18 protein-coding genes are annotated in these 24,767 nt (G+C 73.2%); 8 read left to right on the plus strand and 10 right to left on the minus strand.

The genetic code is table 11. The features are described from left to right. Positions 1-399 precede the first annotated feature (399 nt). The 5 genes from WMF11_RS15685 to WMF11_RS15705 all read left to right on the plus strand — a co-directional run bounded on the left by WMF11_RS15685 (position 400) and on the right by WMF11_RS15705 (position 10,858). Positions 400-4,893: a DEAD/DEAH box helicase gene (locus tag WMF11_RS15685; RefSeq protein ID WP_437978022.1), complete on the plus strand. Its 4,494-nt coding sequence runs from the start codon at positions 400-402 to the stop codon at positions 4,891-4,893. A gap of 177 nt (positions 4,894-5,070) precedes the next feature. Continuing rightward, on the plus strand, positions 5,071-5,175 hold the full coding sequence (locus tag WMF11_RS15690; protein ID WP_437909171.1) for an AAA family ATPase: 105 nt from the start codon (positions 5,071-5,073) through the stop codon (positions 5,173-5,175). A gap of 40 nt (positions 5,176-5,215) precedes the next feature. Next, the gene (locus tag WMF11_RS15695; RefSeq protein ID WP_437978023.1) at positions 5,216-6,103 is read left to right on the plus strand and encodes a hypothetical protein; all 888 of its coding nucleotides are present in this window, start codon (positions 5,216-5,218) and stop codon (positions 6,101-6,103) included. A gap of 164 nt (positions 6,104-6,267) precedes the next feature. Continuing rightward, positions 6,268-7,536, plus strand: coding sequence for an efflux RND transporter periplasmic adaptor subunit (locus WMF11_RS15700; RefSeq protein ID WP_437978024.1), 1,269 nt, complete (start codon positions 6,268-6,270; stop codon positions 7,534-7,536). Position 7,537: 1 nt separating this feature from the next. Next, positions 7,538-10,858 (plus strand): efflux RND transporter permease subunit, encoded by a 3,321-nt coding sequence (locus WMF11_RS15705; RefSeq protein ID WP_437978025.1) that lies wholly within the window; start codon positions 7,538-7,540, stop codon positions 10,856-10,858. A gap of 27 nt (positions 10,859-10,885) precedes the next feature. On the opposite strand, the gene WMF11_RS15710 is transcribed toward WMF11_RS15705, so the two are convergent. Next, entirely contained in the window at positions 10,886-11,278 is a 393-nt protein-coding gene (locus tag WMF11_RS15710; protein WP_437978026.1) for a DUF423 domain-containing protein, read from the minus strand. A gap of 194 nt (positions 11,279-11,472) precedes the next feature. Between WMF11_RS15710 and WMF11_RS15715 the strand changes: the two genes are divergently transcribed. Then, positions 11,473-12,366, plus strand: coding sequence for a hypothetical protein (locus tag WMF11_RS15715; protein ID WP_437978027.1), 894 nt, complete (start codon positions 11,473-11,475; stop codon positions 12,364-12,366). 76 nt (positions 12,367-12,442) lie between these two features. On the opposite strand, the gene WMF11_RS15720 is transcribed toward WMF11_RS15715, so the two are convergent. Together WMF11_RS15720 and epmA are read right to left on the minus strand one after the other, a co-directional pair. After that, positions 12,443-12,994 (minus strand): hypothetical protein, encoded by a 552-nt coding sequence (locus WMF11_RS15720; protein WP_437978028.1) that lies wholly within the window; start codon positions 12,992-12,994, stop codon positions 12,443-12,445. Further along, complete coding sequence (gene epmA, locus WMF11_RS15725; RefSeq protein ID WP_437978029.1) at positions 12,991-14,178, minus strand: EF-P lysine aminoacylase EpmA; 1,188 nt, start codon at positions 14,176-14,178, stop codon at positions 12,991-12,993. The genes WMF11_RS15720 and epmA overlap by 4 nt, the downstream gene beginning before the upstream one ends. 418 nt (positions 14,179-14,596) lie before the next feature. Here epmA and WMF11_RS15730 point away from each other — a divergent pair, with 418 nt between their 5' ends. Then, positions 14,597-16,810 (plus strand): MYXO-CTERM sorting domain-containing protein, encoded by a 2,214-nt coding sequence (locus WMF11_RS15730; protein ID WP_437909178.1) that lies wholly within the window; start codon positions 14,597-14,599, stop codon positions 16,808-16,810. 138 nt (positions 16,811-16,948) lie between these two features. Here WMF11_RS15730 and WMF11_RS15735 read toward each other — a convergent pair whose 3' ends face one another. The 7 genes from WMF11_RS15735 to WMF11_RS15765 form a co-directional block, all read right to left on the minus strand. Continuing rightward, positions 16,949-17,440, minus strand: coding sequence for a hypothetical protein (locus WMF11_RS15735; RefSeq protein ID WP_437978030.1), 492 nt, complete (start codon positions 17,438-17,440; stop codon positions 16,949-16,951). A gap of 44 nt (positions 17,441-17,484) precedes the next feature. Then, positions 17,485-18,141 carry a CDP-diacylglycerol--glycerol-3-phosphate 3-phosphatidyltransferase gene (gene pgsA / locus WMF11_RS15740; protein WP_437909180.1) on the minus strand — a complete coding sequence of 219 codons (657 nt, stop codon included), beginning with the start codon at positions 18,139-18,141 and terminating at the stop codon, positions 17,485-17,487. Further along, positions 18,131-19,828, minus strand: coding sequence for a tetratricopeptide repeat protein (locus tag WMF11_RS15745; protein ID WP_437978031.1), 1,698 nt, complete (start codon positions 19,826-19,828; stop codon positions 18,131-18,133). The genes pgsA and WMF11_RS15745 overlap by 11 nt, the downstream gene beginning before the upstream one ends. 37 nt (positions 19,829-19,865) lie before the next feature. Beyond that, on the minus strand, positions 19,866-20,591 hold the full coding sequence (hisA, locus tag WMF11_RS15750) for a 1-(5-phosphoribosyl)-5-[(5-phosphoribosylamino)methylideneamino]imidazole-4-carboxamide isomerase (protein WP_437909182.1): 726 nt from the start codon (positions 20,589-20,591) through the stop codon (positions 19,866-19,868). An 83-nt stretch (positions 20,592-20,674) separates the two neighbouring features. After that, positions 20,675-21,646 carry a hypothetical protein gene (locus WMF11_RS15755; protein WP_437978032.1) on the minus strand — a complete coding sequence of 324 codons (972 nt, stop codon included), beginning with the start codon at positions 21,644-21,646 and terminating at the stop codon, positions 20,675-20,677. A gap of 97 nt (positions 21,647-21,743) precedes the next feature. Further along, positions 21,744-23,309, minus strand: a complete 1,566-nt coding sequence (locus WMF11_RS15760) for a protein kinase domain-containing protein (protein ID WP_437978033.1) — start codon at positions 23,307-23,309, stop codon at positions 21,744-21,746. Between the two features lie 107 nt (positions 23,310-23,416). Then, positions 23,417-23,989, minus strand: a complete 573-nt coding sequence (locus tag WMF11_RS15765; RefSeq protein WP_437909185.1) for an SUMF1/EgtB/PvdO family nonheme iron enzyme — start codon at positions 23,987-23,989, stop codon at positions 23,417-23,419. Here WMF11_RS15765 and WMF11_RS15770 point away from each other — a divergent pair. After that, positions 23,922-24,764, plus strand: coding sequence for an SIR2 family NAD-dependent protein deacylase (locus tag WMF11_RS15770; RefSeq protein WP_437909186.1), 843 nt, complete (start codon positions 23,922-23,924; stop codon positions 24,762-24,764). The two genes, WMF11_RS15765 and WMF11_RS15770, sit on opposite strands and share 68 nt — an antisense overlap. The last annotated feature ends 3 nt before the right edge of the window (positions 24,765-24,767 follow it).

Below are 24,767 nucleotides of genomic sequence, written 5' to 3' on the forward strand. Positions count from 1 at the left end.
CTTGTTGAGCGACCTGCGGTCGAAATCGAGCGGGCCCCGGCTCCCCTCGAGCTTGATATCGATGTCCGAGCGCTTCACGTCGAGGTGAATGGCCGCCTTCGCGTCGCCGTCCAGGCGCACGAGGGGGTAGACATCGGGGCTCTCCTCTCGGGGTTGGAGACAGGCCTCTGTGAGCCTCGCTCCGGCAGCATGTGCGGTCTCGGGGGCATCTCACCCCGCCCTCCGCGCGCTTCACCCCTTCATCCGGAAGGCCAGAAGAGAACCCGACAGGCATCTGTCGATTTCTTTCGTCGAGCGCTCGCCCAGGTCGCCGCGGGCCTTCGCCCGGCGCCGCTCCCGCACGCCAGCCGCCGCCCCTCTCGCTTTCGCCTCTCCCCCCGGCGGGCTACCCTCGACGGGATGTTTCACCCCGTCGTCGATCGGTGGTTTCGTGACCGCTTCGGCGCCCCCGCCCCCGCCCAGGAGCGCGCCTGGCCGGTCATCGCGGCCGGTCGCGACGCCCTGATCAGCGCGCCGACCGGCGCCGGCAAGACGCTCGCGGCCTTCCTCTTCTGCCTCGACCGGCTCGTCCGCGACGCGGCGCGAGGCGCCCTCGAGGACCGCACGGACGTCCTTTACATCTCGCCGCTGAAGGCGCTCTCCCACGACGTCCACCGCAACCTCGAGCAGCCGATCGCCGAGATCTCGGCGGCCATGGAGGCGGCGGGCCTGCCCGCGCCGGGCATCCGGGCCCTCGTGCGGACCGGCGACAGCCCCGCGCAGGAGCGGCGCGCCATGGCGGCCCGGCCGCCGCACGTGCTCGTCACGACGCCGGAGTCGGCGTTCATCCTGCTGACCAGCGCGTCGGGGCGGCGCGCGCTCTCCGGGGTGCGCACGGTGATCCTCGACGAGGTCCACGCGATCGCCGGCGACAAACGCGGCGCCCACCTCGCGCTCTCGCTCGAGCGGCTCGAGGACCTCGTGGTCGGCCAGGGCGGCGCCCGGCCGCAGCGCGTGGGGCTCAGCGCCACGGTCCGCCCCATCGAGATCGCCGCCCGGCTCGTCGCCGGCGCGCGCGAGCTGCCCCAGATCGTCGACGTCGGGCAGCGGCGGGACCTCGATCTCGCCATCGAGGTGCCCCGCGACGAGCTCGGCGCGGTCTGTACGCACGAGCAGTGGACCGAGATCTACGACCGCATCGCGGCGCTCGCGGAGGGAGCGCGATCGACGCTGGTGTTCGTCAACACGCGCCGCCTCGTCGAGCGGGTCGCGCACGCGCTCGGCGCGCGGCTCGGCGAGGACGTCGTGGCGGCCCACCACGGCAGCCTCTCGCGGGCCCGGCGCCTCTCGGCCGAGCGGCGCCTCAAGGCCGGGGAGCTCCGGGTCGTCGTCGCGACCGCGTCGCTCGAGCTCGGCATCGACGTCGGCGCGGTCGATCTCGCCTGCCTCGTCGGCTCGCCGCGGTCGATCAACGTCGCCCTCCAGCGCATCGGCCGCTCGGGCCACGCCCTCGCCGCGACGCCGCGCGGGCGGCTCTTCCCGCTGACGCGCGACCAGCTCGTCGAGTGCGCGGCGATCGTGCGCGCGGCGCGCCGCGGCGAGCTCGATCGGATGACGTCGCGCGAGGGGCCGCTCGACGTGCTCGCGCAGCAGATCATCGCCGCGTGCGCGTGCGAGGATCGGGACGAGGAGGCGCTCTACGCGCTCGTCCGCCGGGCCGCGCCTTACGAAGGCCTCTCGCGCCGCGACTTCGACGCGGTGGTGGCCATGGTCTCGGGCGGCGCCGCCGCCGCGGACGACGGCGCGTCCGCGGCCCGTGGCGCGCGGCAGCGGGCCGGGTCGCTCGTCTACCGCGACGCGATCGGCGGCCGGCTGCGCGGGCGGCGCGGCGCGCGGCTCGCCGCGCTCACCTCGGGCGGGGCGATCCCCGACATCGCGGCCGTCGACGTGGTGCTCCAGCCCGACGGCACCAAGGTCGGCACGCTCGACGAGGATTTCGCGATCGAGTCGTCCGGGGGCGACGTCTTCCTGCTGGGCAACACCTCCTGGCGGGTGCTCCGGCTGGAGGGCGGCCAGATGTGGGTCGAGGACGCCCACGGCGCCGCGCCGACGGTGCCGTTCTGGCTCGGAGAGGCGCCGGCGCGCACCCCGGAGCTCTCGGCCGAGGTCGCCGCGCTCCGCGCCGAGGTCGCGGCGCGTCTCGACGAGGAGCGGGCCGATGGGGCGCGGCCGGCGGCCGAGCGGGGCCAGGGCGGCGAGGAGGCGCGGGCGGCGTGGTCCCGGGCGGCGCGCTGGCTCATGGAGGCGTGCGCGCTCGACGCGCGCGGGGCGCTGCTCGTGCGCGACTACATCGAGGCGGGGCGCGCGGCGCTCGGCGCGGTCCCGGGCGGCGCGACCGTCGTGGTCGAGCGCTTCTTCGACGAGGCCGGGGGGCAGCAGATCGTCGTCCATACGCCGCTCGGCGGCCGCGTGAACCGCGCGCTCGGGCTCGCGCTGCGCAAGCGCTTCTGCCGCTCGTTCGATTTCGAGCTCCAGGCGGCGGCGACCGACGACGGCGTGCTGCTCTCGCTGTCGGCGGAGCACGGGATCCCGATCGAGGAGGTGCTCGATCTGGTCCGCCCCGAGGGCCTCGAGGAGGTGCTCGTCCAGGCCGCTCTCCAGGGCCCGATGTTCCGCACGCGCTTCCGCTGGGCCGCGTCCCGCGCGCTCGCGCTGCTCCGGTTCCGCGGGGGCCGGCGGGTGCCTCCGGCGCTCCAGCGCATGCGCGCCGACGACCTCCTGCTCTCGATCTTCCCCGAGCAGCAGGGCTGCCAGGACAACCACGGGCTCTTCGCGCACGTCGATCCGCCGGATCACCCGCTCGTCCGCGAGGCCCTGCGCGACTGCCTGACCGAGCTGATGGATGTCGAGGGGCTGCGCGCGCTGCTCGTCGGCCTGCGCAGCGGGTCGATCCGCGTCGTCGCGCTCGACACGCCGGAGCCGAGCGTCTTCTCGCACGAGATCCTGAACGCGAACCCCTATGCGTTCCTCGACGACGCCCCGCTGGAGGAGCGCCGCGCGAGGGCGGTCCGGGTGCGGCGCGGGCTCCCGGCGGAGGTCGCCGAGCGGCTGGGCGGGCTCGACCCGCAGGTCGTCGCCGAGGTGGTCGCCGAGGCGCGGCCGGACGTGCGCGACGCGGACGAGCTGCACGAGCTCCTGCTCGACCGGGTCGCGCTCCCCGCGGAGGAGGGGATCCGGAGCGGCCTCGCGAGGCACTTCGAGGCGCTCTGCGCCGCGGGGCGCGCGGCCGAGGTGGGCGCCGCTCCGGGCGCGGGCGTGCCGCGCGCGCCGCGCTGGGTGGCGACCGAGCGGCGGCCGCTGGTCGAGGTGATCTGGCCGGAGGCGGTGTTTGCGCCCGACGTCGCGGTGCCGCCCGCCGTGCGCGGGGCCGCCGGGACGGTCGATCGCGGCGCCGCTATCACGGCGCTCGTCCGCGGCTTCCTGAGCGCCGCGGGGCCGATCTCGACCGAGGATCTCGCGTCGCGGCTCGACGTGCCCGCGTACGAGGCGCTGTCCGCGCTCGCGCGGATCGAGCTCGCCGGCGGCGCGCTGCGCGGGCGCTTCCTGCCGAGCGCGCCCTCGCGGCCGGCGCAGGCCGCCGCGGGCGGCGGCGATCCGGCGCAGGCCGCCGCGGGCGGCGGCGATCCGGCGCAGGCCGCCGCGGGCGGCGGCGATCCGTCGATCGAGTGGTGCGACCGCCATCTCCTCGCCCGCATCCACCGCCGCACCGTCACCGGCCTGCGCAAGGCGATCGAGCCCGCGACCGCGGCGGAGCTCCTCCGGTTCCTCCTTGCGTGGCAGGGCGTGCGGCCGGGCACGCAGGCGCGCGGGCCGGGGGGCCTCGGGCGGGTCATCGAGCAGCTACAGGGCTTCGAGCTCGCCGCCGGCGCGTGGGAGCAGGCGGTGCTGCCCGCGCGCGTGGCCGGCTACGACGAGGGGCTGCTCGACGCGCTCTGCCTGTCCGGCGAGGTGGCGTGGGGCCGCGTGGTCCCGCGCGACGCGGCGGCGCCCACGCGCGCGGCGCCGATCACGCTGGCGCTGCGCCGCGATCTCCCGTGGCTCCTCGCGCCGCGGGAGGCCGAGGGCGCGCCGCCGCCGGCGTCGCTCTCCGAGGCGGCGCAGGGCGTGCTGTCGTTCCTGACGCGCGCGGGCGCGTCGTTCTTCGACGACCTCGCCGTCGGCGTGGGCAGCGCGGGCGGTGCGGGCCGCTCCCGGGACGAGGTCGAGGAGGCGCTCTGGGAGCTCGTCGCCGCGGGGCTCGTGACCGGCGACGGCTTCGCGGCGCTGCGCTCGCTGCTCGGCGGCGGCGCGGCCGTCGCGCTGGGCGCGGGCCGCCTGCGCGGCGGGGCGCGCCGGGGCGGCCCCGTCGCGTCGGGCAGGTGGTCGCTCCTGCGATCGCGGCCGGACGCGTTCGCGCCCGCTGCCGGCGAGGGCGCCGAGGGCCCCGACGTCGTCGAGGCGCTCGCGCACCAGTACCTCCGCCGCTACGGCGTGGTCTGTCGCGAGCTGCTCGCGCGCGAGCCGCGGCCGCCCGCGTGGCGCGACCTCCTCCGGGTCTACCGGCGGCTCGAGATGGCGGGTCAGCTCCGGGGAGGGCACCTCGTCGCCGGCTTCGTTGGCGAGCATTTCGCGCTGCCCGAGGCGCTCGACGCGCTCCGCGCCGTCCGGCGAGAGCCCCTGTCCGGCGAGATCGTGCAGCTCTCGGCGTGCGACCCGCTGAACCTGGTCGGCATCGTCACGCCGGGGCCGCGGGTGCCGGCTGCGCTCGGGAACGTGGTCATCTACCGCGACGGCGTGCCGCTCCTGCCCGTGGCCGCGGCCGCGCCTGGCGGGCCGGGACAGGCGATGTCCGCTGCCGCGGGAGCAGCGATGTGAGGGCGGCGGCCCCAGCCTTCTCGCCTCGCCAGCGGAGAGAATTCAACGCAAAGGCGCCAGGACGCCAAAATGCACGACAATTGTTCTTTCGTTTGCGCCTTTGCGCCTTTACGCCTTTGCGTTGAATTCTCTCTCCCGATCTCTGGCCGGACTCCTGGCGGGCGGAACTAGGTCATCATGCGGTTCGATGAGATCGAGAATCATCTGCACCCGCGCTGGCAGCGCTCGATTTTGAGCTCGCTCCTCCGCGCAGCAGGCCGCCGGCGCAGCACGCGCCCTTGACGCTCGACCGCATGGCGTGAGCTGCCGTACGCTCACGCCAATGGCCAGCGAAAAGAAGAAGAAGTCACGAACCGAGGCCGCCTCGGACGCGGACACGCAGGGCGAGAAGCCCTCCGCTGAGCCGCAGCGCGGCGGCAAGAAGAAGAAGTCGACGCTCACGGCCGCCCAGCGGCAGGAGCTGCTCGATCTCGATCCTGCCTATGAGGCGCCGATCGACCACCCCGTCTCCACTACGTTGCAGGAGGCGCGGGAGCTCGAGGTCGCCTTGAGCAAGCTCGGCAAGGAGATCTACAAGAAGAGCAGGCTCTCGAAGGAGGTCGGCACCTCGATCTCTGCCCGGCGCGACCTGCTCGCCGCCGCCGAGTCCGCCTGGACCGAGGTCCGCACGCTCCCGCTCTCCTCGGACCTGCGCGCGCAGCGCAAGGACGCGGAAGCCCTCAAGCGCGACGCCCTCGCGGCGCTCCGCTACTTCCTCGCGGCGGACGAGGAGGTGGAGCGGCGCATCGACGGGATCCTCCTTGGCACCGGCGTCGCCGACCTGGTGAGCGATCTGAGCCAGCTCGCCGAGCTCCTCGAGCAGCACCGCGACGCGCTGGCCAGGGCCGATCTTCCGAAGCGCGCCCCGGAGCGCGCCCGTGAGCTCGCCGCGGCGCTCGGCAGCGGCGCGGCGGAGCGCGCCGTCGATCCCGGGGGCGACGCCGCGATGGCACTCCGGAATCGCGCCTTCTGGTGGCTGCGCGAGGCCATGGACGAGATCCGCGCCGCAGGCCGCTATGTCTACCGCGACGAGCGCAAGGTGCTCGCGAGCTTCCGCACATCGAGCGCGCGCGCCCGCGCGCGTCGGCGCGCAGTGAAGCAGGATGAGCCCGAAACGACCGGATCGAGCCCGACACCGGCGGCGCCTGAGCCTGAGCCTGAATCGACCTGACGGCAGCGATCCGACACGTCGAGAGCCCGATCCCAGCCACTTTCGCGAAGCGGACACCGCTGCGGCGTGCTCGAGCGCACGTTGCGCTCCAACCCTGATGCCGTCAATATCCTGCGGCGAACACGCGCTCGGGGGGGCGTTCCTGGTCATCTGAGGCCGCCGCCATGTGGACTGTCCTTCCCGAGCTTCGCCAGCCCGAAAACTCCCGTCACCGCGCCTCCGGCCCGCCAAGGGTGCTCTGGACATCGGCGGTCGCGTTCGCGGCCGCTCTGCAGTGCCTCGCATGCAATCAGGGAGCGTCCCAGCCCGGCGGCGCGAAGGCGGAGAAGCCTGCCGCCAGCGTCAAGGAGGTGACGCTCGCCCCCGTGACGGAGCTCGTCATGGAACAGGCCATCGACATCTCGGGGACCCTCGACGCCGACGAGCAGGTGACGCTGGGGGCCAAGGTGGCCGGGCGCCTCGCCTCGATCTCGGTCGACCTGGCGAGCCCGGTCCAGCGGGATCAGGTCATCGCTCAGCTGGAGGCGCGGGACTACGAGCTGCGCATCGAGCAGGCCACGGCCGCGCTGGCGCAGAGCCGCGCCCAGCTCGGCTTGCCCCCGGACGGGCCTGACAGCGAGCTCGATATCGAGGGCACGGCGGTCGTGAGGCAGGCCCTCGCGACGTTCAAGGAAGCGCAGGCCAACCAGGTCCGGGCGCGGGGGCTCGCCAGGGAAGGGCTGATGTCGGGCATGGACCTCGACGCGGCCGAGGCGGCGGCGGTCCGCGCGGAGACCGCCGTGCAGTCGGCGCGGGAGGAGGTGCGCATCCGCGAGGCCGCCGTCCGCCAGCGGCGCTCCGAGCTGCGCATGGCGCGGCAGCAGCTCGCCGACACCCTCGTGCGGTCGCCGCTCGATGGCGTCGTCCAGGTGCGGAGAGCGAACGTCGGTCAGTACCTCGCCGCGGGGGCGCCGATCGTGGACGTCGTCCGGATCGACCCGCTGCGGCTGCGCGTGGCCATCCCCGAGCTCGAGGCGGCCAGCGTGCGCGCGGGCCAGCCCGTGCGCGTGACCCTCCAGGGAGACAGCGCCGCCTATCCGGGGACGGTCGCGCGCCTCGCGCCCGCGCTCGACCCGCAGAGCCGCACCCTGCTCGTGGAGAGCGACATCAAGAACCCCGGCCACCTGCGGCCGGGGAGCCTCGTCAGCGCGCAGATCGTCGTGAGCTCGAGGCCGGTGCCGACCGTGCCGGCGACCGCCGTCGTCCGGTTCGCCGGCATCGCGAAGGTCATCACGGTCGAGGACGGCAAGGCGAAGGAGAAGCAGGTCACCACCGGAAAGACGTCGGGGGATCGGATCGAGATCGTGTCCGGCGTCGCGGTGGGGGAGTCCGTCGTCGCAAAGCCCGGATCGCTCCAGCAAGGGCAGCCGGTGCGCGTGGTGGAAGGGGGCTAGGGTGCAAGCGCTCGCCAGGATCTGCATCCAGCGGCCCGTCTTCGCCGCCATGCTGACGCTCGCCCTCGTGGTGGTCGGCGCCGTGGCCTACTTCAAGCTGGGCGTGGATCGCTTCCCCGCCGTCGACCTGCCGACGGTCTCGGTCCGCACCACGCTCCCCGGCGGCGCGCCCGAGGACGTCGAGTCGGAGATCTCCGAGGAGATCGAGGCGGCGGTCAACACCGTCGAGGGGATCGCCGAGCTCCGCTCGATCTCGACGAGCGGCACCTCCGTCGTCGTCGCCACCTTCAACCTCGACCGGGACATCGACTCGGCGGCGCAGGACGTCCGCGATCGCGTGCAGGCGGCGCTGCGCCGGCTCCCCGTGGGCACCGATCCGCCCGTCATCGCGAAGCAGGACAACGACTCGACCCCGGTCATGTCGATCGCCCTCTCGGCCGATCGCTCGATCCGGGAGCTCACCGAGGTGGCCGACAAGCTCGTGCGGGTGCAGCTCGAGCGCTCGTCGGGCGTCGGCGAGGTGCGCGTCGTGGGGGGGCAGCAGCGCGCCATCAAGATCTGGCTGAACGCCGATCGCCTCGCCGCGTACGGCCTGCCGATCACCGCCGTCCGCGACGCGATCGTGCAGCAGAACGCGAACATCCCCGCGGGGAACGTCACGGGGAAGGAGGAGGAGCGGACGCTGCGCACGATGGGCCGCATCGAGGACGCGGGCGCGTTCAACGATCTGGTCGTCGCCACCGTCGACGGGCGGCCCGTCCGGGTGCGCGACATCGGCCGCGCCGAGGACGGCACCTACGAGCAGCGCTCGCTGGCCCGCCTCGACGGCAAGCCCACCGTCGTCCTCGACGTCGTGCGGCAGTCGGGCGCCAACACCGTCGCGGTGATCGAGGCCGTGAAGGCCAACCTGGCGAAGCTCTCCGAGCAGATGCCCGAGGACGTGCGGCTCGAGGTGATCCGCGATCAGTCGGGCTACATCTACACGGCGCTGCACGAGATCAACGTGCACCTCGTCCTCGGCAGCATCCTGGCGTGCGCGGTCGTCCTGCTCTTCATGCGGTCGTGGCGGTCCACGATCATCGCGGGCGTCGCCATCCCGACGTCGGTCGTCGCGACGTTCGGCATGATGTGGCTGCTCGACTTCACGCTGAACAGCGTGACGATGCTGGCGCTCGTGCTGATGGTGGGCATCGTCATCGACGACGCCATCGTCGTCCTCGAGAACATCTTCCGCTTCGTCGAGGAGAAGAAGATGGACTCCTTCGAGGCGGCCAGGGCCGCGACGCAGGAGATCGGGCTCGCCGTGCTCGCGACGACGCTGTCGCTCGTCGTCATCTTCGTCCCCGTCTCGTTCATGTCGTCGATCTCGGGGCGGTTCCTGTTCCAGTTCGGGATCACGGCCACGGTCGCGATCCTCGTGAGCTTGCTCGTCAGCTTCACGCTGACCCCGATGATGAGCGCGCGCCTGCTCCGCGAGGAGGGCGCCCGCGCGCACGGGCCAGGGGCGGCGGGAGCGCACGGCGGCGGGGGCGGGGCGGCGACGCGGGAGGGCTTCTACGGGAGGCTCGAGGCCAGGTACACGCGCGCCCTCGCGTTCGCGATGCGGCACCGGGCGCTCGTGGCCGTCTCGGGCGCGCTGGTGATGGCGTCGGCCGTGCCGCTCTACGGGCTCGTGAAGCAGGAGTACATCCCCTCGGGCGCGGACGACGCCCAGTTCGAGATCCGCGTCACGGCCCCGCTCAGCGCGAGCATCGGCGCGATGGACGACGTGATGCGCCAGATCAGCGACGACGTCCGCGGGGTGCGCGGGGTGCGGAGCGTGCTCGCCACCGCGGGCGGCGGCTTCGTGGGCGGCGTCAGCGCGGGCGAGGCCTTCGTGCGGATCGCCCCGCACGACGAGCGCACGTTCTCCCTGACACGGCTGCTCCGGGAGACGCTCTCCGGCCATCCATGGCGCGCCTTCAAGGACAACACCTCGCAGAAGGACGTGATGCAGGAGGTGCGGCGCAAGCTGCGCAAGTACGCCGATCTCCGGATCTCGGTGCGCAACGTGCCGTCGTTCAACATCGGCGGCGGGAACTTCGAGATCGACTTCGCGATCCAGGGCCCCGACATCGAGCAGCTCGAGCGGTACGCGAACGAGCTCCGCGAGCGCTCCGCGCAGCTCGGCGGCATCGTGGACGCCGACGTGACGCTGAAGATCGACCGGCCCGAGCTCCGGGTGCTCATCGAGCGCGATCGCGCGGCGCAGCTCGGGGTCCGCACGCAGGACATCGCGACCGCGCTGCGCCTGATGGTGGGCGGAGATCAGGCGGTCTCGCGCTTCCGGGACGAGGCCGAGAACGAGAACTACGACGTGCAGCTGCGCCTCATCGAGGAGGATCGCGATCGGGTGGCGGCCGTCCGCCGCCTGTACGTGCCCCGGACGGCGCGCGCGCCGGCCGCACCGCAGCCGGGCGGCACTGGCGGCGCGGCGGCGCCCTCGGCCGCGACGCCGCTGCTCCGGGGCGACCTTGTGCGCCTCGACAACCTGGTGCGCATCGAGGAGGCGAGGAGCCCGTCGCGCATCGACCGGCTCGATCGCCAGCGGGTCTCGAGCCTGCGCGCCGGCGTCGCCCCCGGCTACGCGCTCGCCGACCGGCTGGAGGCGCTGCGCGGAGCCGCCCGGGAGATGGACATGCCCGCCGCGTACACGACAAGCGTGCGCGGCCGCGGCGCGGAGCTCGAGCGCACGTTCGGCGAGTTCATCTGGGCGTTCCTCCTGTCGATCGTGCTCATGTACATGATCCTGGCGTCGCAGTTCGAGAGCCTGGTGCACCCGGTGACGATCCTGCTCTCGCTGCCGCTGTCGGTGCCGTTCGCGCTGCTCAGCCTGTGGGCGACCGGGAACACGCTGAACCTGTACTCTGCGCTCGGCTTCCTCGTGCTGTTCGGCGTGGTGAAGAAGAACTCGATCCTCCAGGTCGACCACATGAACAAGCTCCGGAGCGAGGGCGTGCCGCGCGAGGAGGCGATCCTCCAGGCGAACCGCGATCGGCTGCGGCCCATCCTGATGACCACGCTGGCCCTTGTCGCGGGCATGCTCCCGCTCTGGCTGGGCACGGGGCCCGGGGCCGAGGAGCGCCAGACGATCGCCGTGGTGGTCATCGGAGGCCAGTCCCTGAGCCTGCTGCTCACCCTGATCGTCACGCCGGTCTCGTACTCGCTGCTCGACGATCTCGCGCGCAGCGAGCGCTGGGGGCGGGTCCGGTCCCGCGTGGCCTCCCTCCGCGAGCGCGCGTCGGCGCGGTTCGGCCGGCTCTTCGCGCGCAGGACGACGTAGGCGCGGCGGCCCCCTCTGCCGGGGGCCTCAGCCCTTCGCCATCCCGAGCGCGGCCACGGCCACCGCGCCCCAGCCCGCGAGCAGGAGCAGCCCGCCGAGCGGCGTGACCATACCGAGGACGCGGACGCCGGTCAGGGTCATCACGTAGAGGCTGCCGGAGAAGAGGAGCACGCCGCCCGCGAAGCAGAAGCCGGCGACGGTCGCCGCCGTCCCGCCGGTGCGCGCGGCGAGGTGGGCGGCGAGCGCCAGCGCGAGCGCGTGGGCGAGGTGGTACTGGGCGCCCGTTTGCCACCAGGAGAGGCGCAGCGCGCCGTCCGGCGCCGCGTCGAACGTCGCCTTGAGCCCGTGGGCGCCGAAGGCGCCGAGGGCCACCGCGAGGAACCCGTAAGCGCCCGAGAGCAAGAAGAAGAGACGTTCCATCGGGCGCGGAGCTTAGCCCATGGCCGGAGCTCGTCACGGGGGCGCTCGGCGTCCGCGCAACTGCGGCGGGCTCGCGTCGATGTTCGAGGTCGGGAGGACGGTCTGTCGACATGGGCAAGCGAGGCCGCAGGCGCCGAAAGGAGAACACGAGGCAGGACGACGAGCAGGACGACGTCGATCTGATCCTCCGCCACGTGTCGCGGCAATTCCCGCACGACGTCGCGCGCGCTCTGCTCGGCGCGGCCGGGCCCATCGAGCCGCTGGGCTGGGTCGACACGCAGGTCACCGGCCGCCAGCGGCGGCTCGATCGGGCGCTGGCCGTGAAGGTGGGCGGCGAGCGGCGGCTGCTCCACGCAGAGTGGACGCTGGCAATGAGCGAGGAGATTCCGTTCCGTGTGTTCGAGTACCATTGCCTGACGGCGCTGGCGGTGGCGGACGAGGCGCGCGCGAGCGAGGGAGCGCCGCCACCAACGCCGATCGACAGTGTGGTGGTGGTCCTTTCTGGGCGGGAAGAGCCGTGGCCGAGCCACGGTTCGTATCGGACATCGCCGCGGGACGAGCCGTTCTCCGGTGTGCAGTTCCGTATCGAGGCTGTCTATCAGCGGACCGTGGCCGAGCTCGCTGCGCGTGGCAGCCCGTTTTGGCTGATCTTTACGCCCCTGGCAGCGGATGCGGATGGCAGCAAGCTGAACCAGGTGATCGAGGCACTCCGAGCCTGCTCCGGCGAGCGGCAGTTTGCCGAGCTCGGAGCAGCGATGGTGGCCCTGGCCGAAGCGGACACGCGTGAGCGGGGTCTCGCCGACGTGATAAAGTCGTTGCTGCCGCGGGAGGTCGTGATGCAGAACTCGATTTACAGGGACGGCAAGGCGGCCGGGCTCAAGGAAGGGCTAGAGAAGGGGGTAGAGAAGGGCCTCGCGCCGCTCGCGCACCAGATCGAGCGGCGGCTGGGGCGATCTCTCACGGCAGTGGAGCGAAGCGGGCTCTCCGAGCGGCTGCGCGCGGAAGGGCCAGAGAGGGTGGGCGACGTGGTGCTCGACCTCTCCGCGGGCGAGCTGTCGACGTGGCTCGCTCCGGCAGCCGAGCCTTGAGGGGCGGTCTGCTCATCGCTGGCGCTCCGTGAACGAGGCCCCATTGCGGCGCGCCCGACCGAGCGCACGCCACGCGTCAGCCGCCCTCCGCCCTCCGCCGCGGGAAGATCGTCCCCCGGATCTCCGCCATCGACGCGCCGAACGTCGTCGCGAGCCGGCCGAGGACGAGGCGGTTCAGCCGGCCGTCCGGCGGCGCCCTGACCGCGATCACGAATGCGACGTCGACGGGGGTGCCGGCGTGCCTCGCCGCCCGCTCCGCGAGCGCCGCCGCGGCGACGTCGGACAGCTCCTCCCGCCGTGCCACGCGGATCTTCACGTAGAGCGCCGCCCGCATCAGCGCGTGATAGCCGTGCATCCACGCCATCCAGCGCTCCTCCGGGCCCCCGGCGAGGGCCCGTGAGAGCGCGTCGCGGCGCCGCTCGATCTCGTCGAAGGGCAGGTTGTCAAGCTCGTTCAGCGCGCCGGGGAACTCCCCCGCGAGCGCGCGGAACACCTCCTTGCCCGGGATCGGCTCCCCGGCCGCCCGCGCGCGCCGGAGCTCCGCGAGCGTGAGGTACTTGCGGGCGAGCTGCGACAGGACCTCCGGTGAGAGGCGCGTGTCGCCGTCGGGGACCGCCGCGCCGGTCACAGCCAGCCGTGAGGGAACGCGAGGACGTCGCCGATCGACGCGGCGCCGAGGCACAGCGCGACGAGACGATCGACCCCGAGCGCGTTGCCCGCCGCGGGCGGCATCCCCTCCTCCAGCGCGTCGACGAAGCGCTCGTCGATCGGATAGACCGGCTTGCCCTGGGCGGCCCGCGCCGCCTGATCGGCGAGCAGCCGCGCGCGCTGCTCGACCGGGTCGGTCAGCTCGCCGAAGCCGTTGCAGAGCTCGACGCCCGCGACATACAGCTCGAACCGCTCGCAGACCCGCGGATCGCTCGGCTTGAGCCGCGCGAGCGACGCGAACGGCGCGGGGAAGTCGACAAGGAACACCGGGTGGGGCAGCGCGGCGATCGCCGGCTCCACCGCGTCCACGAGCAGGCGGAAGAAGCGCTCCTCGTCGCTCGACGCGAGCGCGATCGCGTCGTCCGCGGGCACGCCCGCCCAGCGCGCGAACGCCTCGCCGATCGAGATCCGCGGGAACGGCCGCTCCAAACGTACCTGCTTGCCGGACGTCGAGATCGTGCCCTCCGCGCCGAGCGCGCCCGCGACGCGCTGCACGATCGCCTCGGTGTCGGCCATCACCTCGTCCACGCCGGCGAAGGCGCGGTACCATTCGAGCATCGTGAACTCCGGGTTGTGCCTGTCCCCGAGCTCCCCGCGCCGGAAGCAGCGCGCGAGCTGGAAGCAGCGCGGGACGCCTCCCGAGAGCAGCCGCTTCATCTGGTACTCCGGGCTCGTGATCAGGAACGTCGGGCGCGCCGCCTGCACCGCGAACGCGTCGAGGTGCAGATCGAGCCCGGGGGAGGGGACCATGCTCGGCGTCTCCACCTCGAGGAAGCCGCGCTCGGCGAACAGCGCGCGCACCGCGGCGAGCGCCGCCGCGCGCTGGGCGAGCGCCGCGCCGCGCCCGCGATGGATCGCGCGCTCCGTCTCGCTCGACGGCGGCGCGGCGGCGCCCGCGCGCGCCCGCGGCGGCCTCCGGGGCGCGATCCGCTCGACGAGCCGCGCGGACGCGAGCGCGCAGTCGGTCGGCGCCGGCGCCGGCGCGCCCTCGACGATCGCGAGATCGCCGACCTCGAGCGGCGGCGCGGGCGCGCCCTCGAGCGCGACGCGCAGCGCGCCGAACGCGTCGCCGAGGACGACCGCGCCCTCCGCGACCTCGAGCACGCGGCCGCCGACGCGAACCCTGCTGGGCAGCGGCGCACCGGAGGGACCGGGGGGGCACGGGGAACAGGCGGAGACGATGTCGCTCGGGGCGAACGTCGCCGGGAATCCAATGGAGGTGTTTGTTTCAGAGAGAGCCACGGGAGCCTGCGTTGAAGGTGCCGGAGACATACCACGCAGGTTGACCAGGGAGGTCACGTAACGAGGCAATCGCGGCCACAACTCCTTGATTTTCCACGAGGACGTCGCGTCGCTTCTCCTTGATGAGCCAACGCAACTCGTTACGTTGGTCGCGCTCGTCGGTCCGGCCCTGCCGCGCCTCACGCGAGCGCTGCTTGCAGAAAGCCAGCAGAAATCCAGCCGGAGAGATGAACCCATGAGACGACTGCCGCTCTTGCTTCCGTTGACCGCACTCGCAGCCTTGGCCTCTGCGGGGCCCGCCGCCGCGTCGGAGTGGCACACGCTGCCGAAGGGCTCGCCAGCAACGGCGCTGTCCTTCCGCGGCGCGGATGGCGCGCGAGGCGCGGCGGAGGCGGCGCTGACGCACGCCGCTTCAGACCTCCGCCTCCAGGGCGTCTCGCTGCGTTACCAGAGCGAGCTCGTCGATGGCGATCACCGCACTGTCCGGTTTGGGCAGGTCCACGCCGGACTCCCCGTGCTCGGCGCCGCGGTGGCGATCGATCTCACCCGGGAGAACCGCGCGGAGGTCGTGGTGCTCGACGTGGCGCGGGACCTGTCGGTCGCGACGACGCCGACTCACGGGGAAGAGGCCGCGCGGCGCGCGGTCGAGGCGACCTACGGGATGACGCTCGCGGAGCGGCCGAACGCGGCGCTCGCGGTGTTTCCCGAGGCGGAGACCGGCGGCAAGCTCGTCTGGGTCGTCGATGTCCGCTCGGATCGCGGCGGGGAGCGCTACCTCGTCGACGCGCACACAGGCAAGCTCGTCCACAGGCGCTCGCTGGCCGTGCACGCGCGAGGGCGCGTTTACCCCATCAGCTCGGCGGTCACGCCCGAGGTCCAGGATCTCGAGCTCACCAGCCTCGACGCGGCGGATCCCCAGACCTTGAGCGGCTGGAACGGCAACTTCAAGGTGGTGAATTACGTGGATGGCGACCTCACGGGCCGCGTCCCGCTCACCGTGGAGCAGAGCGTCGGGCCGAACGCGGGGGAGGACTTCCTCTACGATCCGCCGACGAGCGCCGAGGATGCGCACGACCAGTTCGCGCAGGTCGGCATCTATTACCACCTCACCCGGATGCGCGATTACTTCGTGTCGACCCACCAGATCGACATGGGGGCGCCTGGCTGGAAGCTCGTCGCGGTCGCCAACATGCTGGAGGCGGGCCGGCCCATGGACAACGCGTTCTTCTCGGGAGAGGGCGTGGGCGAGCCCTTCCGCGCGCCGAACCTCATCGCCATCGGCCAGGGCTCGTTCTTCGATTTCTCGGACGACTCCGACGTGTTCCTCCACGAGTTCACTCATTACGTCTCCGCCAACGCGGTCGGCTACAATGGGGGGCAGTTCGCGATCAACGAATACGGGCTCTCCCCCTGGGCCGGCAGCATCGATGAGGGCATCGCGGACTATTTCGCCTGCACCGTGAACGGCGACTCCACGCTCGGCGAGGCGACGCTGGCGCCCTTCGGCATGGCGCGCGACCTCGCGAAGGACACCAAGACGTGCCCCGGCGATCTGGTGGGCGAGGTGCACGAGGACGGCGAGCTGATCGGCAGCCTCGCGTGGTCCTTGCGCGAGAAATTCGGGGCCAAGGTGGGCGACAAGCTCGTCTGGGGCACGGTGACGCTGCTGACCCCCAACGCCTCGTTCGGCGATTTCGCCAAGGCGCTGAAGCGGGCGACCGGCAAGCTGGTGACCGCCGGTGAGCTCACGGAGGCGGACGCCGGCGCCGTCGACGCGCTGCTCGAGAGCCGGGGCCTCGACGACTGCGAGGAGGTGCTCGATCTGACCGGGGGCAAGTCGCAGACGACGAACATGTTCGGGATCGACTCGCTGGTCTTCGGCTCGGGGGCGTCGTGCGCGGATTACCGCTCGCAGCTCAGCCTGCAGAGCCTCTTCCACTTCAAGAGCAAGCCGGATCCGGCCGCGAAGGGCGTCCGCTTCACCGTGGAGCTCGATCCCGACCGTGGGAGCGACGTCGAGTGGAGCATCTACGTGAGGGCCCGCCGGCACGTCGGCTTCACGCTGGGCGAGATCCTGCCGGAGGCCACGAACTACGATTACAGCGTCGAGGGGATCACGGAGACGGACGGCGAGCTCGTCATCGACGAGACCTCCGATCCGCCGTTCGATCCCACGCAGACGTACTACCTGGTGATCGGCCACAAGAACTGTCCGTCCTCGTCCGTGACGGTGGAGAGCGAAGATCTCGGGCTGGAGCCGCCGGTCGATCCGACGGAGCCCGTCGAGCCGGAGCCCGCCGGCGCCACGGGCGGCGCGACGCCGGATCCGACCGATCCGATCGAGGATCCCGAACCGGAGACGGTCGTGGGGTGCGCTTGCCGCGCCGCCGAGCCGAGCGCGCCTGTCGCGCCGTGGACGGCGCTCGCGGGGGTCGCGCTCGCCGGAGCTGCCGTGCTCAGGCGGCGTGCGCGGGCGCGCCGCGAGCTGGGCTGAAGTGAGGGCCTGAGGCCGCTGGCGTCACGCGGCGGGCGGCGCATCGACGCGCGCCGCCTGCCCCGACACAAGCGCGAGGCTTGGAGCGCTCGCGCCTGTCGCTTCTGTGGGTGGGATGCGGGGGCTGCCTTCGCTGCGCTAGCGGCCGCCCGCGCCGCCGGTACCGCCCGCGCCGCCGGTGCCGCCACCCGCGCCGCCCCCGCCTCCGCCCGTACCACCACCGGCGCCACCCGTACCATCGGCGCCACCCGTACCGCCCCCGCTTCCGCCCTCGCCCGTACCGCCGCCCCCGGCCGTCCCGTTGCCGCCGGTGCCACCGCCGCCGCCGCCCGTGCCGCTCGTGCTGCTCGCGCCGCTCGTGCTGCTCGCGCCGCTCGTCGTCGGGTTCTGGTTGGGATCGCAGACCTGCGTGATCTCATCCGGTCTGCAGCAACGATGTTGTTGCTGCTGCTGACCGATGCCCATGCACTCGAGGCCATCGGCGCAGTCATCGTTGCCGTTCAGGATTTCGCAGGGCTCGCCCTCTTGCTGCCGGCTGCAGCTCGCGGCGGAGGCGACGATCGCCGCGGCGAGCGCGGCCAGGAGGAGCGCGGGGCGCAACGCGTTGCGCGATGTCTTCGGGGCTTTCACGCGCGCTGGTCTAGCAGAACCAGGCGGGCTTGCCTATTGCCCATCTACTGCGGAGGGGGAGGCCGGTTCTTGGCGTCGATGGCGTCGATGAACAGGCCCATGTACTGCGCGGCGCTCGTGATCGAGAAGACGAGCGATAGATAGATGAGCAGCCGTCCGACGTGCACCACGTCGACCTCTCCGAAGTCGACGCCGAGGTGGATGTGGTACGGGTAGCCGAGGATCAAGCAGACGATCCCGATCATCTGCAGCGCTGTCTTGATCTTCCCGCCGTCGCCCGCCGCGATGACGAGCCCCTCGGTCGAGGCGATGGATCGGAGCGCCGTGATCGTGATCTCGCGCGAGATGAGCAGCACCACCGCCCACGCCGGGATCCGGCCCATCGGCACGAGCCACACGAGCGTGGCGGCGACGATGAGCTTGTCGGCGAGCGGATCGAGGAACTTGCCGAGCACGCTCACGAGGCCCTGCCGTCGCGCCAGGTAGCCGTCGAGCATGTCGGTGATCGCCGCGAGCGAGTAGACGCCCGCGGCCCAGAAGCAGTCCCGCGGCGCGCCCCTCGACAGGAGCAAGAGGACGGCCGGGATCATGAGGATCCGGGCGAACGTGAGCAGGTTAGGGAGGTTCCGCGCGTCTTCCCAGAGCGTGCGCCGCCGCTGCGCCTTGATGCCCCGCAGGGACGTGCCCGCGCTAGCGACCATCGATGAGGACCATCCCCTCTCCGCCGAACGTCACGAAGCCCTGCATCCCTCCAGGCGCCTCGGAGGCGGGCAGCGTCCGCGGCAGGAGCCGGCCCATCCACCCGAGCACCGCGGTCGCGCGCGTCGACGTCGGCCGCGACGGGGTGATCTCCAGCGCGGCGGCGCGCTCGGGCACCGACAGGACCATGTGGCCGCGGCCGCGGAGCTGCACCATCGCGACCGCCTCGCCCTCGCCGGCCGGCAGGCGGCCGTTCTCGTAGCCGATCGGCAGATCGAAGCCGACGAGGACGTCCTCGCGCAGGTAGATGGACTCTTCCCCGAGCGTCACCGGGTGGAGCCGCCGCCCCTCCGGCGCGCCGAGCACGAGCTCGCAGCGCCCGCCGATCTCGATGAAGGGCGTGCTCGGCCCGCCGAGCGGCTCGTCGAAGATGCGCCCGCGCGCCTGCCGCTTCAGCACGTGCGTGGCGGTCCCGGAGTGCACGCTCATGGTGCGCAGCGCGTCGAGCCGGGCGACGAAGCCCTTCGCCGACTGCACGAGCACGATGCCGCTCGGGTGCCGCGTGACCGCGGCCTCGCGCGGGAAGACGAGCAGCCGCTCGCGCGCGAGCGCCGAGAGCGTCTCCAGCGGCGGCGCCGCGGACGGCGCCGCGGACGGCGTCGCGGCCGGCGGCGTCGCGGCCGGCGCCGCCGTTGGAGGCGGCAGCGAGGACGACGACGGCCGCCCCGCCGCCTTCTTGCTCGCCGCCGCCGCGTCCGCCGCCGCGGGGACGGCGATCGCGAAGCGGCCCGTCGCGGAGGGCTCCTCGGGCGCCACCGTGCTGCGGCGCACGGTCGGCGCCACGCTCCCTCCTGGCGGCGCCTGCACCGCCGGCATCGACGGGACCGTCGGCGCCGCGCCGACCCTCGGGCCGGGAGCCCTGCTCGCGCCGGGCGGGTTCGTCGCGCCTCCCGCGCGGCTGTCCGCCCCGAGGCTCTTGAACGACGGCGGCGCCGGGATCGTCGGCATCATCTCGCGGCCAGGCTCGATGGCCGACCATGTCCCTGACGGGATGCGCGGCAGATCCGAGTCGTGCCGGAAGCCCGCGCCGGCGCGATCGAGCGCCTGCACCGCCTCGCCTGCGGCGCGCTGCACCTCGACCTTGGCCTCGACCGGCGGCTGATCCTCGGTGTCGGGCGGCTCCATCGAGTAGCGGCCCGTGGCGCCGCCCGTCATGTCGAGCAGGCGGCGCGCCATCGCGTCGTGGCCGCCCGCCGCGAACGCGTGGCTCGCGCGCTCGTAGTCGCCCATGCGCTGGAACGCGAGCCCCAGGTAGCCCCACGCGCGCTGGTGCTTCGGGTTCTGCTCGAGCGCCCTCTCGAGCTCGGACCGCGCCTGCGCCGGCTGCCCGGTCTTGAGGTACGAGAGCGCGAGGTTGATGCGCGGCTCGACCGCCTCCGGGTGGGCCTGGATCAGCCGCTCATAGATCGCGATCGCCCGCGGGTAGAGCCCCAGCCGGAAGTAGACGATCCCGAGCAGGTCTTGCCCCTTGGGATCGCTCGGCTGGAGCGACAGCGCGCGCTCGAGCTCCGCCTTCGCGGCGTGGACCCGGTTGTCCTGCAGGAGCTCGCTGCCCCGGTGCAGGTGAAACAGGAACTCCTCCGCCGCGACTTCGCGTGAGGAGGGCCGTGGGTCGTCGCGCTCGTGCATTGTCGGGGGGATCGTACACGAAAACGCACACACGCCGTCAGGCGCTCGCCGCCTCGATCGCCTCGGCGAGCGTGAAGGCCCCCTCGTAGAGCGCGCGGCCCACGATGACGCCGCTGACGCCGGGGATCTGCGCGAGCGCGCGCAGGTGAGCGAGCGATCCGACTCCGCCGGAGGCCAGGACGGGGAAGCCGCACGAGGCGGCGAGCTCGCGGGTGGCTTCCAGGTTGGGGCCGACCTGCGTGCCGTCGCGGGAGACGTCGGTGTAGAGGAGCGCCGCGACGGGGGCGCCGGCGAGCGCGCGGGCGACGTCGAGGGCGGTGACGGAGGAGACCTGCTCCCAGCCCTGCACGGCCACGCGCCCGTCCTTGGCGTCCACGGCGACCACGACGCGCCCCGGGAAGCGGCCGGCGAGGTCGCGTACGAGCGCGGGATCGTTCACCGCGGCGGTCCCGAGCACGATGCGCTCGGCGCCCAGCGCGAGGTAGCTCTCGGCCGCAGCGGCGGAGCGGATGCCGCCGCCCACCTGCACGCTGCCGCCCTCCGCGCCGAAGGCCGCGATGACGGCGCGGACGGCGTCGGCCTGGACGGGCAGGCCGGCGCGGGCCCCTTCCAGGTCGACCACGTGCAGCCGAGCGCAGGCACGGCGGAGGCGAGCGGCGAGCGCCGCCGGGTCCTGGTCGTAGACGGTGACCTGATCGTAGCGCCCTTGATGGAGGCGCACGGCCTGGCCTCCGAGGAGATCGATGGCGGGGATGAGCTGCACGCGGCGGGTCTAGCGCGCCTCTGCGCCGGTGGGTAGAGGCGGCGAGGGCGGCGAAGGTCGCGAAGGTGAACGGCCCCGCCGCGTCACCACGACCCGCTCGCCCCGAGCACGACCCCTTCAGGGCCTGCCGCGAGCACCCCTGCGCGGATCCGCCTTGACGTCGCGCCGGCGGTCATGTCGCTCTGCTCCGGCTCGGTCAGGTAGAGGACCGCCGCCGCCCCGAGCCCGGCCAGCCCCACGCCGAAGCCGATCGTGCTCACGAGCCCGGTGGTGCTCGCGCTCTCGGCCGCGTCCAGGCCCGTCTGGTCGCAGGCCGTCGGGTCGCTCAGGCCGATCCTGCTGCCGCAGTGCTCGCGGACGACGCTCTTCTTGCCGAGCGTGAGCGCGCCCGTCACCCCGCCGAGCACGAGCCCCGCGACGCCGACGCCGCCGGCCACGTACACGGCCGCCCGCCGGCCTGAAAGGCCCTCGGCGGACGGCGGCGGGGCGCCGCTCACCTGCAGCTCGACGCGCTTCTTCTCGCCGTGCGCGAGGTGGATCCGCGTCTCCTGGACAGGCCCTCCCGGCGCCTGCGTCGACACGACGTGCTCTCCGGGATCCACCGGCACGCTCGCGCCCAGCGCGGCGCTGTCCACCGCGCGACCGTCGCGCTTCACCACCGTCCCCGCGGGGGCTCCGGGCGGCAGGGAGAGCGCGAGCTCCGGCACGAGCGGGCCCAGCTTCTCGCGCTCCTCCCGGGCGACCTTGGGCCGCTCGCCTTGCCGGCGCTTCTGCTCCGGCGTCAGCTGCTCGTGGAGCGCAAGGTACTCCCCGAAGTGCGCGAACGCGCTCGCGACGCGGCCCCACCTCGACTCGCAGATGGCCAGCGTGAAGAGCGCCCCCGGCTTGGGCTCGAGCCGATGGCTCTCGGCGATCGCGTTGCAGCCCGCCTCGTACTGGCCCGCCTCCATCTCGGCGAGCCCCCGGTTGAAGAGGGCTTCCGCGGCCGCGCTGTCCTGCGCCGCGGCGGGCGTCGCGGCGGCGAGCGGCCAGAGGACGAGAGCGAGAGGAGCCATCCGGCGCAGGCGACGTGTCATGTTCTGGGGCATCCACAGGCGAAGGTGTCGATGGGTGTCGGCGAGGATCGGACCGGCAGCGCGGCGGACATCGGCCTCAATCTCGTCCGAGCAAAGGGACTTTGGGGCGAGAGGCGGCGCCTGTTCGCCCGGTCGAAGCGGGCCTCGGCGCCACCTTCGGGGGAGCGCCCGCCGCCCCGCGCGCGGCCGGCCCCGCGCTGGCGCTGGCGCTGGTCGCGGGCGGGGTGGGCTCCGCGGCGAGCGCCGGCGCGGAGGCGCTGGGCGCCGGCGCGGGCGGCTCTGCCGGCGGCGTCGCGCTCGGCGCAGCGGTCGCGGCGGCGCTCGCCGAGGCGGCGTCCGGCGCGGGGGCCGAAGGCGGCGCGGCCACCGCCGGATCGGCCTGGGCCCCGGCGCGGATCAGGAGCCAGGTCCCTGCGCCAAGCACCCCGAGCCCGACGACGACCGCGGCGGCGACGAGCGGGGCTCGGTTTGGCGCGATCGGCGTGGTGTTCCCTGACGGGACGGACGTCACCGACGTCTCCATGGTCGCCGCGAGGGGTGCGACCGGGGAGCGAGACGGGTGCTCCGGCCCCATCGGGCCGACGCTCGTCGCCACCGGCGGCATCATCGCGGGCGCCGTGATCGCGGGCGTGGTGAGCGCGGTGATCGCGGGCGTGGTGAGCGCGGTGATCGCGGGCGTGGTGAGCGCGTGCGCCGAGGGGCTCGCCAGGGCCCAGGGCGGCGTGGTCGGGCGGGGCGAACGCCCGCTGCTGGCCGGCGCGAGGCCGAGCAGCTCGGAGAGCGCCTGCGCCGCCTCGCTCGCGAGGCGGAACCGCGCCGCCGGATCGACGGCGGTGGCCCGAGCGAACCAGCCATCGAAGCTCTGCGGCAGCACCACCCGCTGCGACATCGCCCGGTGGACCGGCGGCTCCTGCGGCCCGTTGACGGCCACGAGCGCGAACGCGATCACGTCGTTCGCGCTGAGCGCCTCCGGGCTCCAGTACGGCGTCCCCACGAGCAGCGTGTACGCGATCATCCCGAGCGCGTAGATGTCCACGGCGCTGGTGAGCTTCGTGTCGGTGCGGAACTGCTCGGGCGCCATGTAGATGGGCGTCCCGAGGCTCCGCGTGATGCCGGCCCCCGTCCCGCCCTCGGCGAGCAGCTTCGCCACGCCGAAGTCGAGGATCTTCATGCGGGGCGTCCCGTCGTCGCGCTGGGTGACGAACAGGTTTTCCGGCTTGAGATCCCGGTGGATGATGGACGCCGCGTGGGTCCGGTCGAGGGCCGACGCGGTCTGCTGGAGGTACGTCGCGACCTCGCCGGGAGGCAGCCTGCCGAGGCGCTTGAGGCGCTGGCCGAGCTCCTCGCCGCGGAGCAGCTCCATCACGAGGAACGGCATGCCCGTCGCCTCGTCGATGCCCGCGTCGAAGACGTCGACGATGTACTCGCTCTCGATGTCCGCCGTGATCTGCGCCTCGCGCTTGAAGCGGCTGCGCATCTCCTCGCTCTGGAAGAGGTACGCGTGCATCACCTTCAGCGCCCGGCGGCGGTTCGTCTCGATGTGCACGACCTCGTAGACGGACCCCATCGCGCCCACGGCGAGGAGGCGCGCCACGCGATAGCGGTGCGCGAAGACCGTTCCGTCCGCGAGCGTGCCCGACACGGCGGGAGGGTCGCGCGCGGCGGCTGTCGCGTCAAGGATCCAGGGACCCGCGAAGGGCGCGCAGCGCGGAGCCGCGGCCGCGACGCCGCGACGTCCGACCGCGCGCATCACCGCGCCCGTGCGCACCGCAGCCCTGCGCCGGCGAAGTGGCCCGTCGGCGGGCGCTCCTGGAAGGCTGAGGTGAGCAATGTCTCCTTCCCGCTGCGCCAGCCCCCGCCCCAGATCATGTGGTTCGTGTCGGGGGTGAGGACGGCGCAGTCATCGCATTCGAGCGGGTCGTCCGCCGCGAACGAATCCAGCACCCATTCCCACACGTTTCCCCCCAGATCCGCGTGTCCCCACCGCCCGTCTCCCCGCGGCGACCTCGACCCGCCCGGCTGGAGGTCCGCGAAGAGGGCCCGCTCGACGCCGCTCTGGCGCCGTGGGGAGCGAGGTGCGACCGGCGCCCTCCTCCGCAGCGCCGGGCTCTGCCGCGTGTGTCCTGATGCATCGCGGCTTCTGTCCTTGCGCGCCGGCCGACATCCGCGCCGACATCCGCTCGGGGCGAGGCGTTCCGGCCCGGCGGGCGCTGGTTGCGCGAGGTCGTCGGGCAGATACCATCGCTCGCTGAAGATGGCTGTACTCACGCTCGAGCAAGCGGCGATCCCGCTCCGGCAGGCGTACCGGGAAGGTCGCCTCATTCCCTTTCTGGGCGCGGGCTTCTCTGCCCCGCTCCGGCTGCCGATGTGGAAGGAGCTGATGGGGTGGATGGGCGCCGCGCTGGGGTTCGAGCCAGCGCTCTTCGAGCTGCACGGCCTGCCCCCGCAGCTCGCCGGCTTCTTCGCCCGCGAGTGCGCGGGCGGCCTCGACAGCTTCATCGCCGAGATGCGCGCGCGCTTCCACGCGGGCGAGGTGGACGAGCGGCGCAGGAGCTCGTGCCAGCACAAGGCCCTGGCGCGCCGCGACTTCTCGACCATCTACACGACCAACTTCGAGCACCACATCGAGGAGGCGCTGCGGGACGCCGGCAAAGAGGCCGTGGCGCTCGCCAGGTTCGACGACTTCGCGCGGTGCCCGGCGCAGGGGGCGTGCCACGTCATCAAGTTTCATGGAGACCTCGAGTGGCCCGAGACGGTGGTGCTCACCGAATCGCAGTACTTCAGCCGCCTCCGGCTCGAGGCGGCGCCCGATCAGCGCCTGCGGGCCGATCTGCTCAGCAACAGCTTCCTCTTCCTCGGCTACAGTTTCGGCGACGTCGACATCCGGTACATCTGGTACCGCATGGAGCAGATGCGCATCGAGGGCAGCCCGCAGCTCGCGAGGCGCGCCTCGAACCGCCGCGGCTACTGGGCGACGTTCGGCGCCGGGCTCGTCCAGCCGGCGCTGCTCGAGGACTGGCACATCGACGTGATCGAGCTCGACCCGAACGACAAGACGAAGAGCGTCGTGGACCTGCTCGACGCTCTGGACGCGTGAGGG

It is taken from the genome of Sorangium sp. So ce295 (assembly GCF_051527405.1).
Lineage (GTDB): Bacteria > Myxococcota_A > Polyangia > Polyangiales > Polyangiaceae > Sorangium > Sorangium cellulosum_B.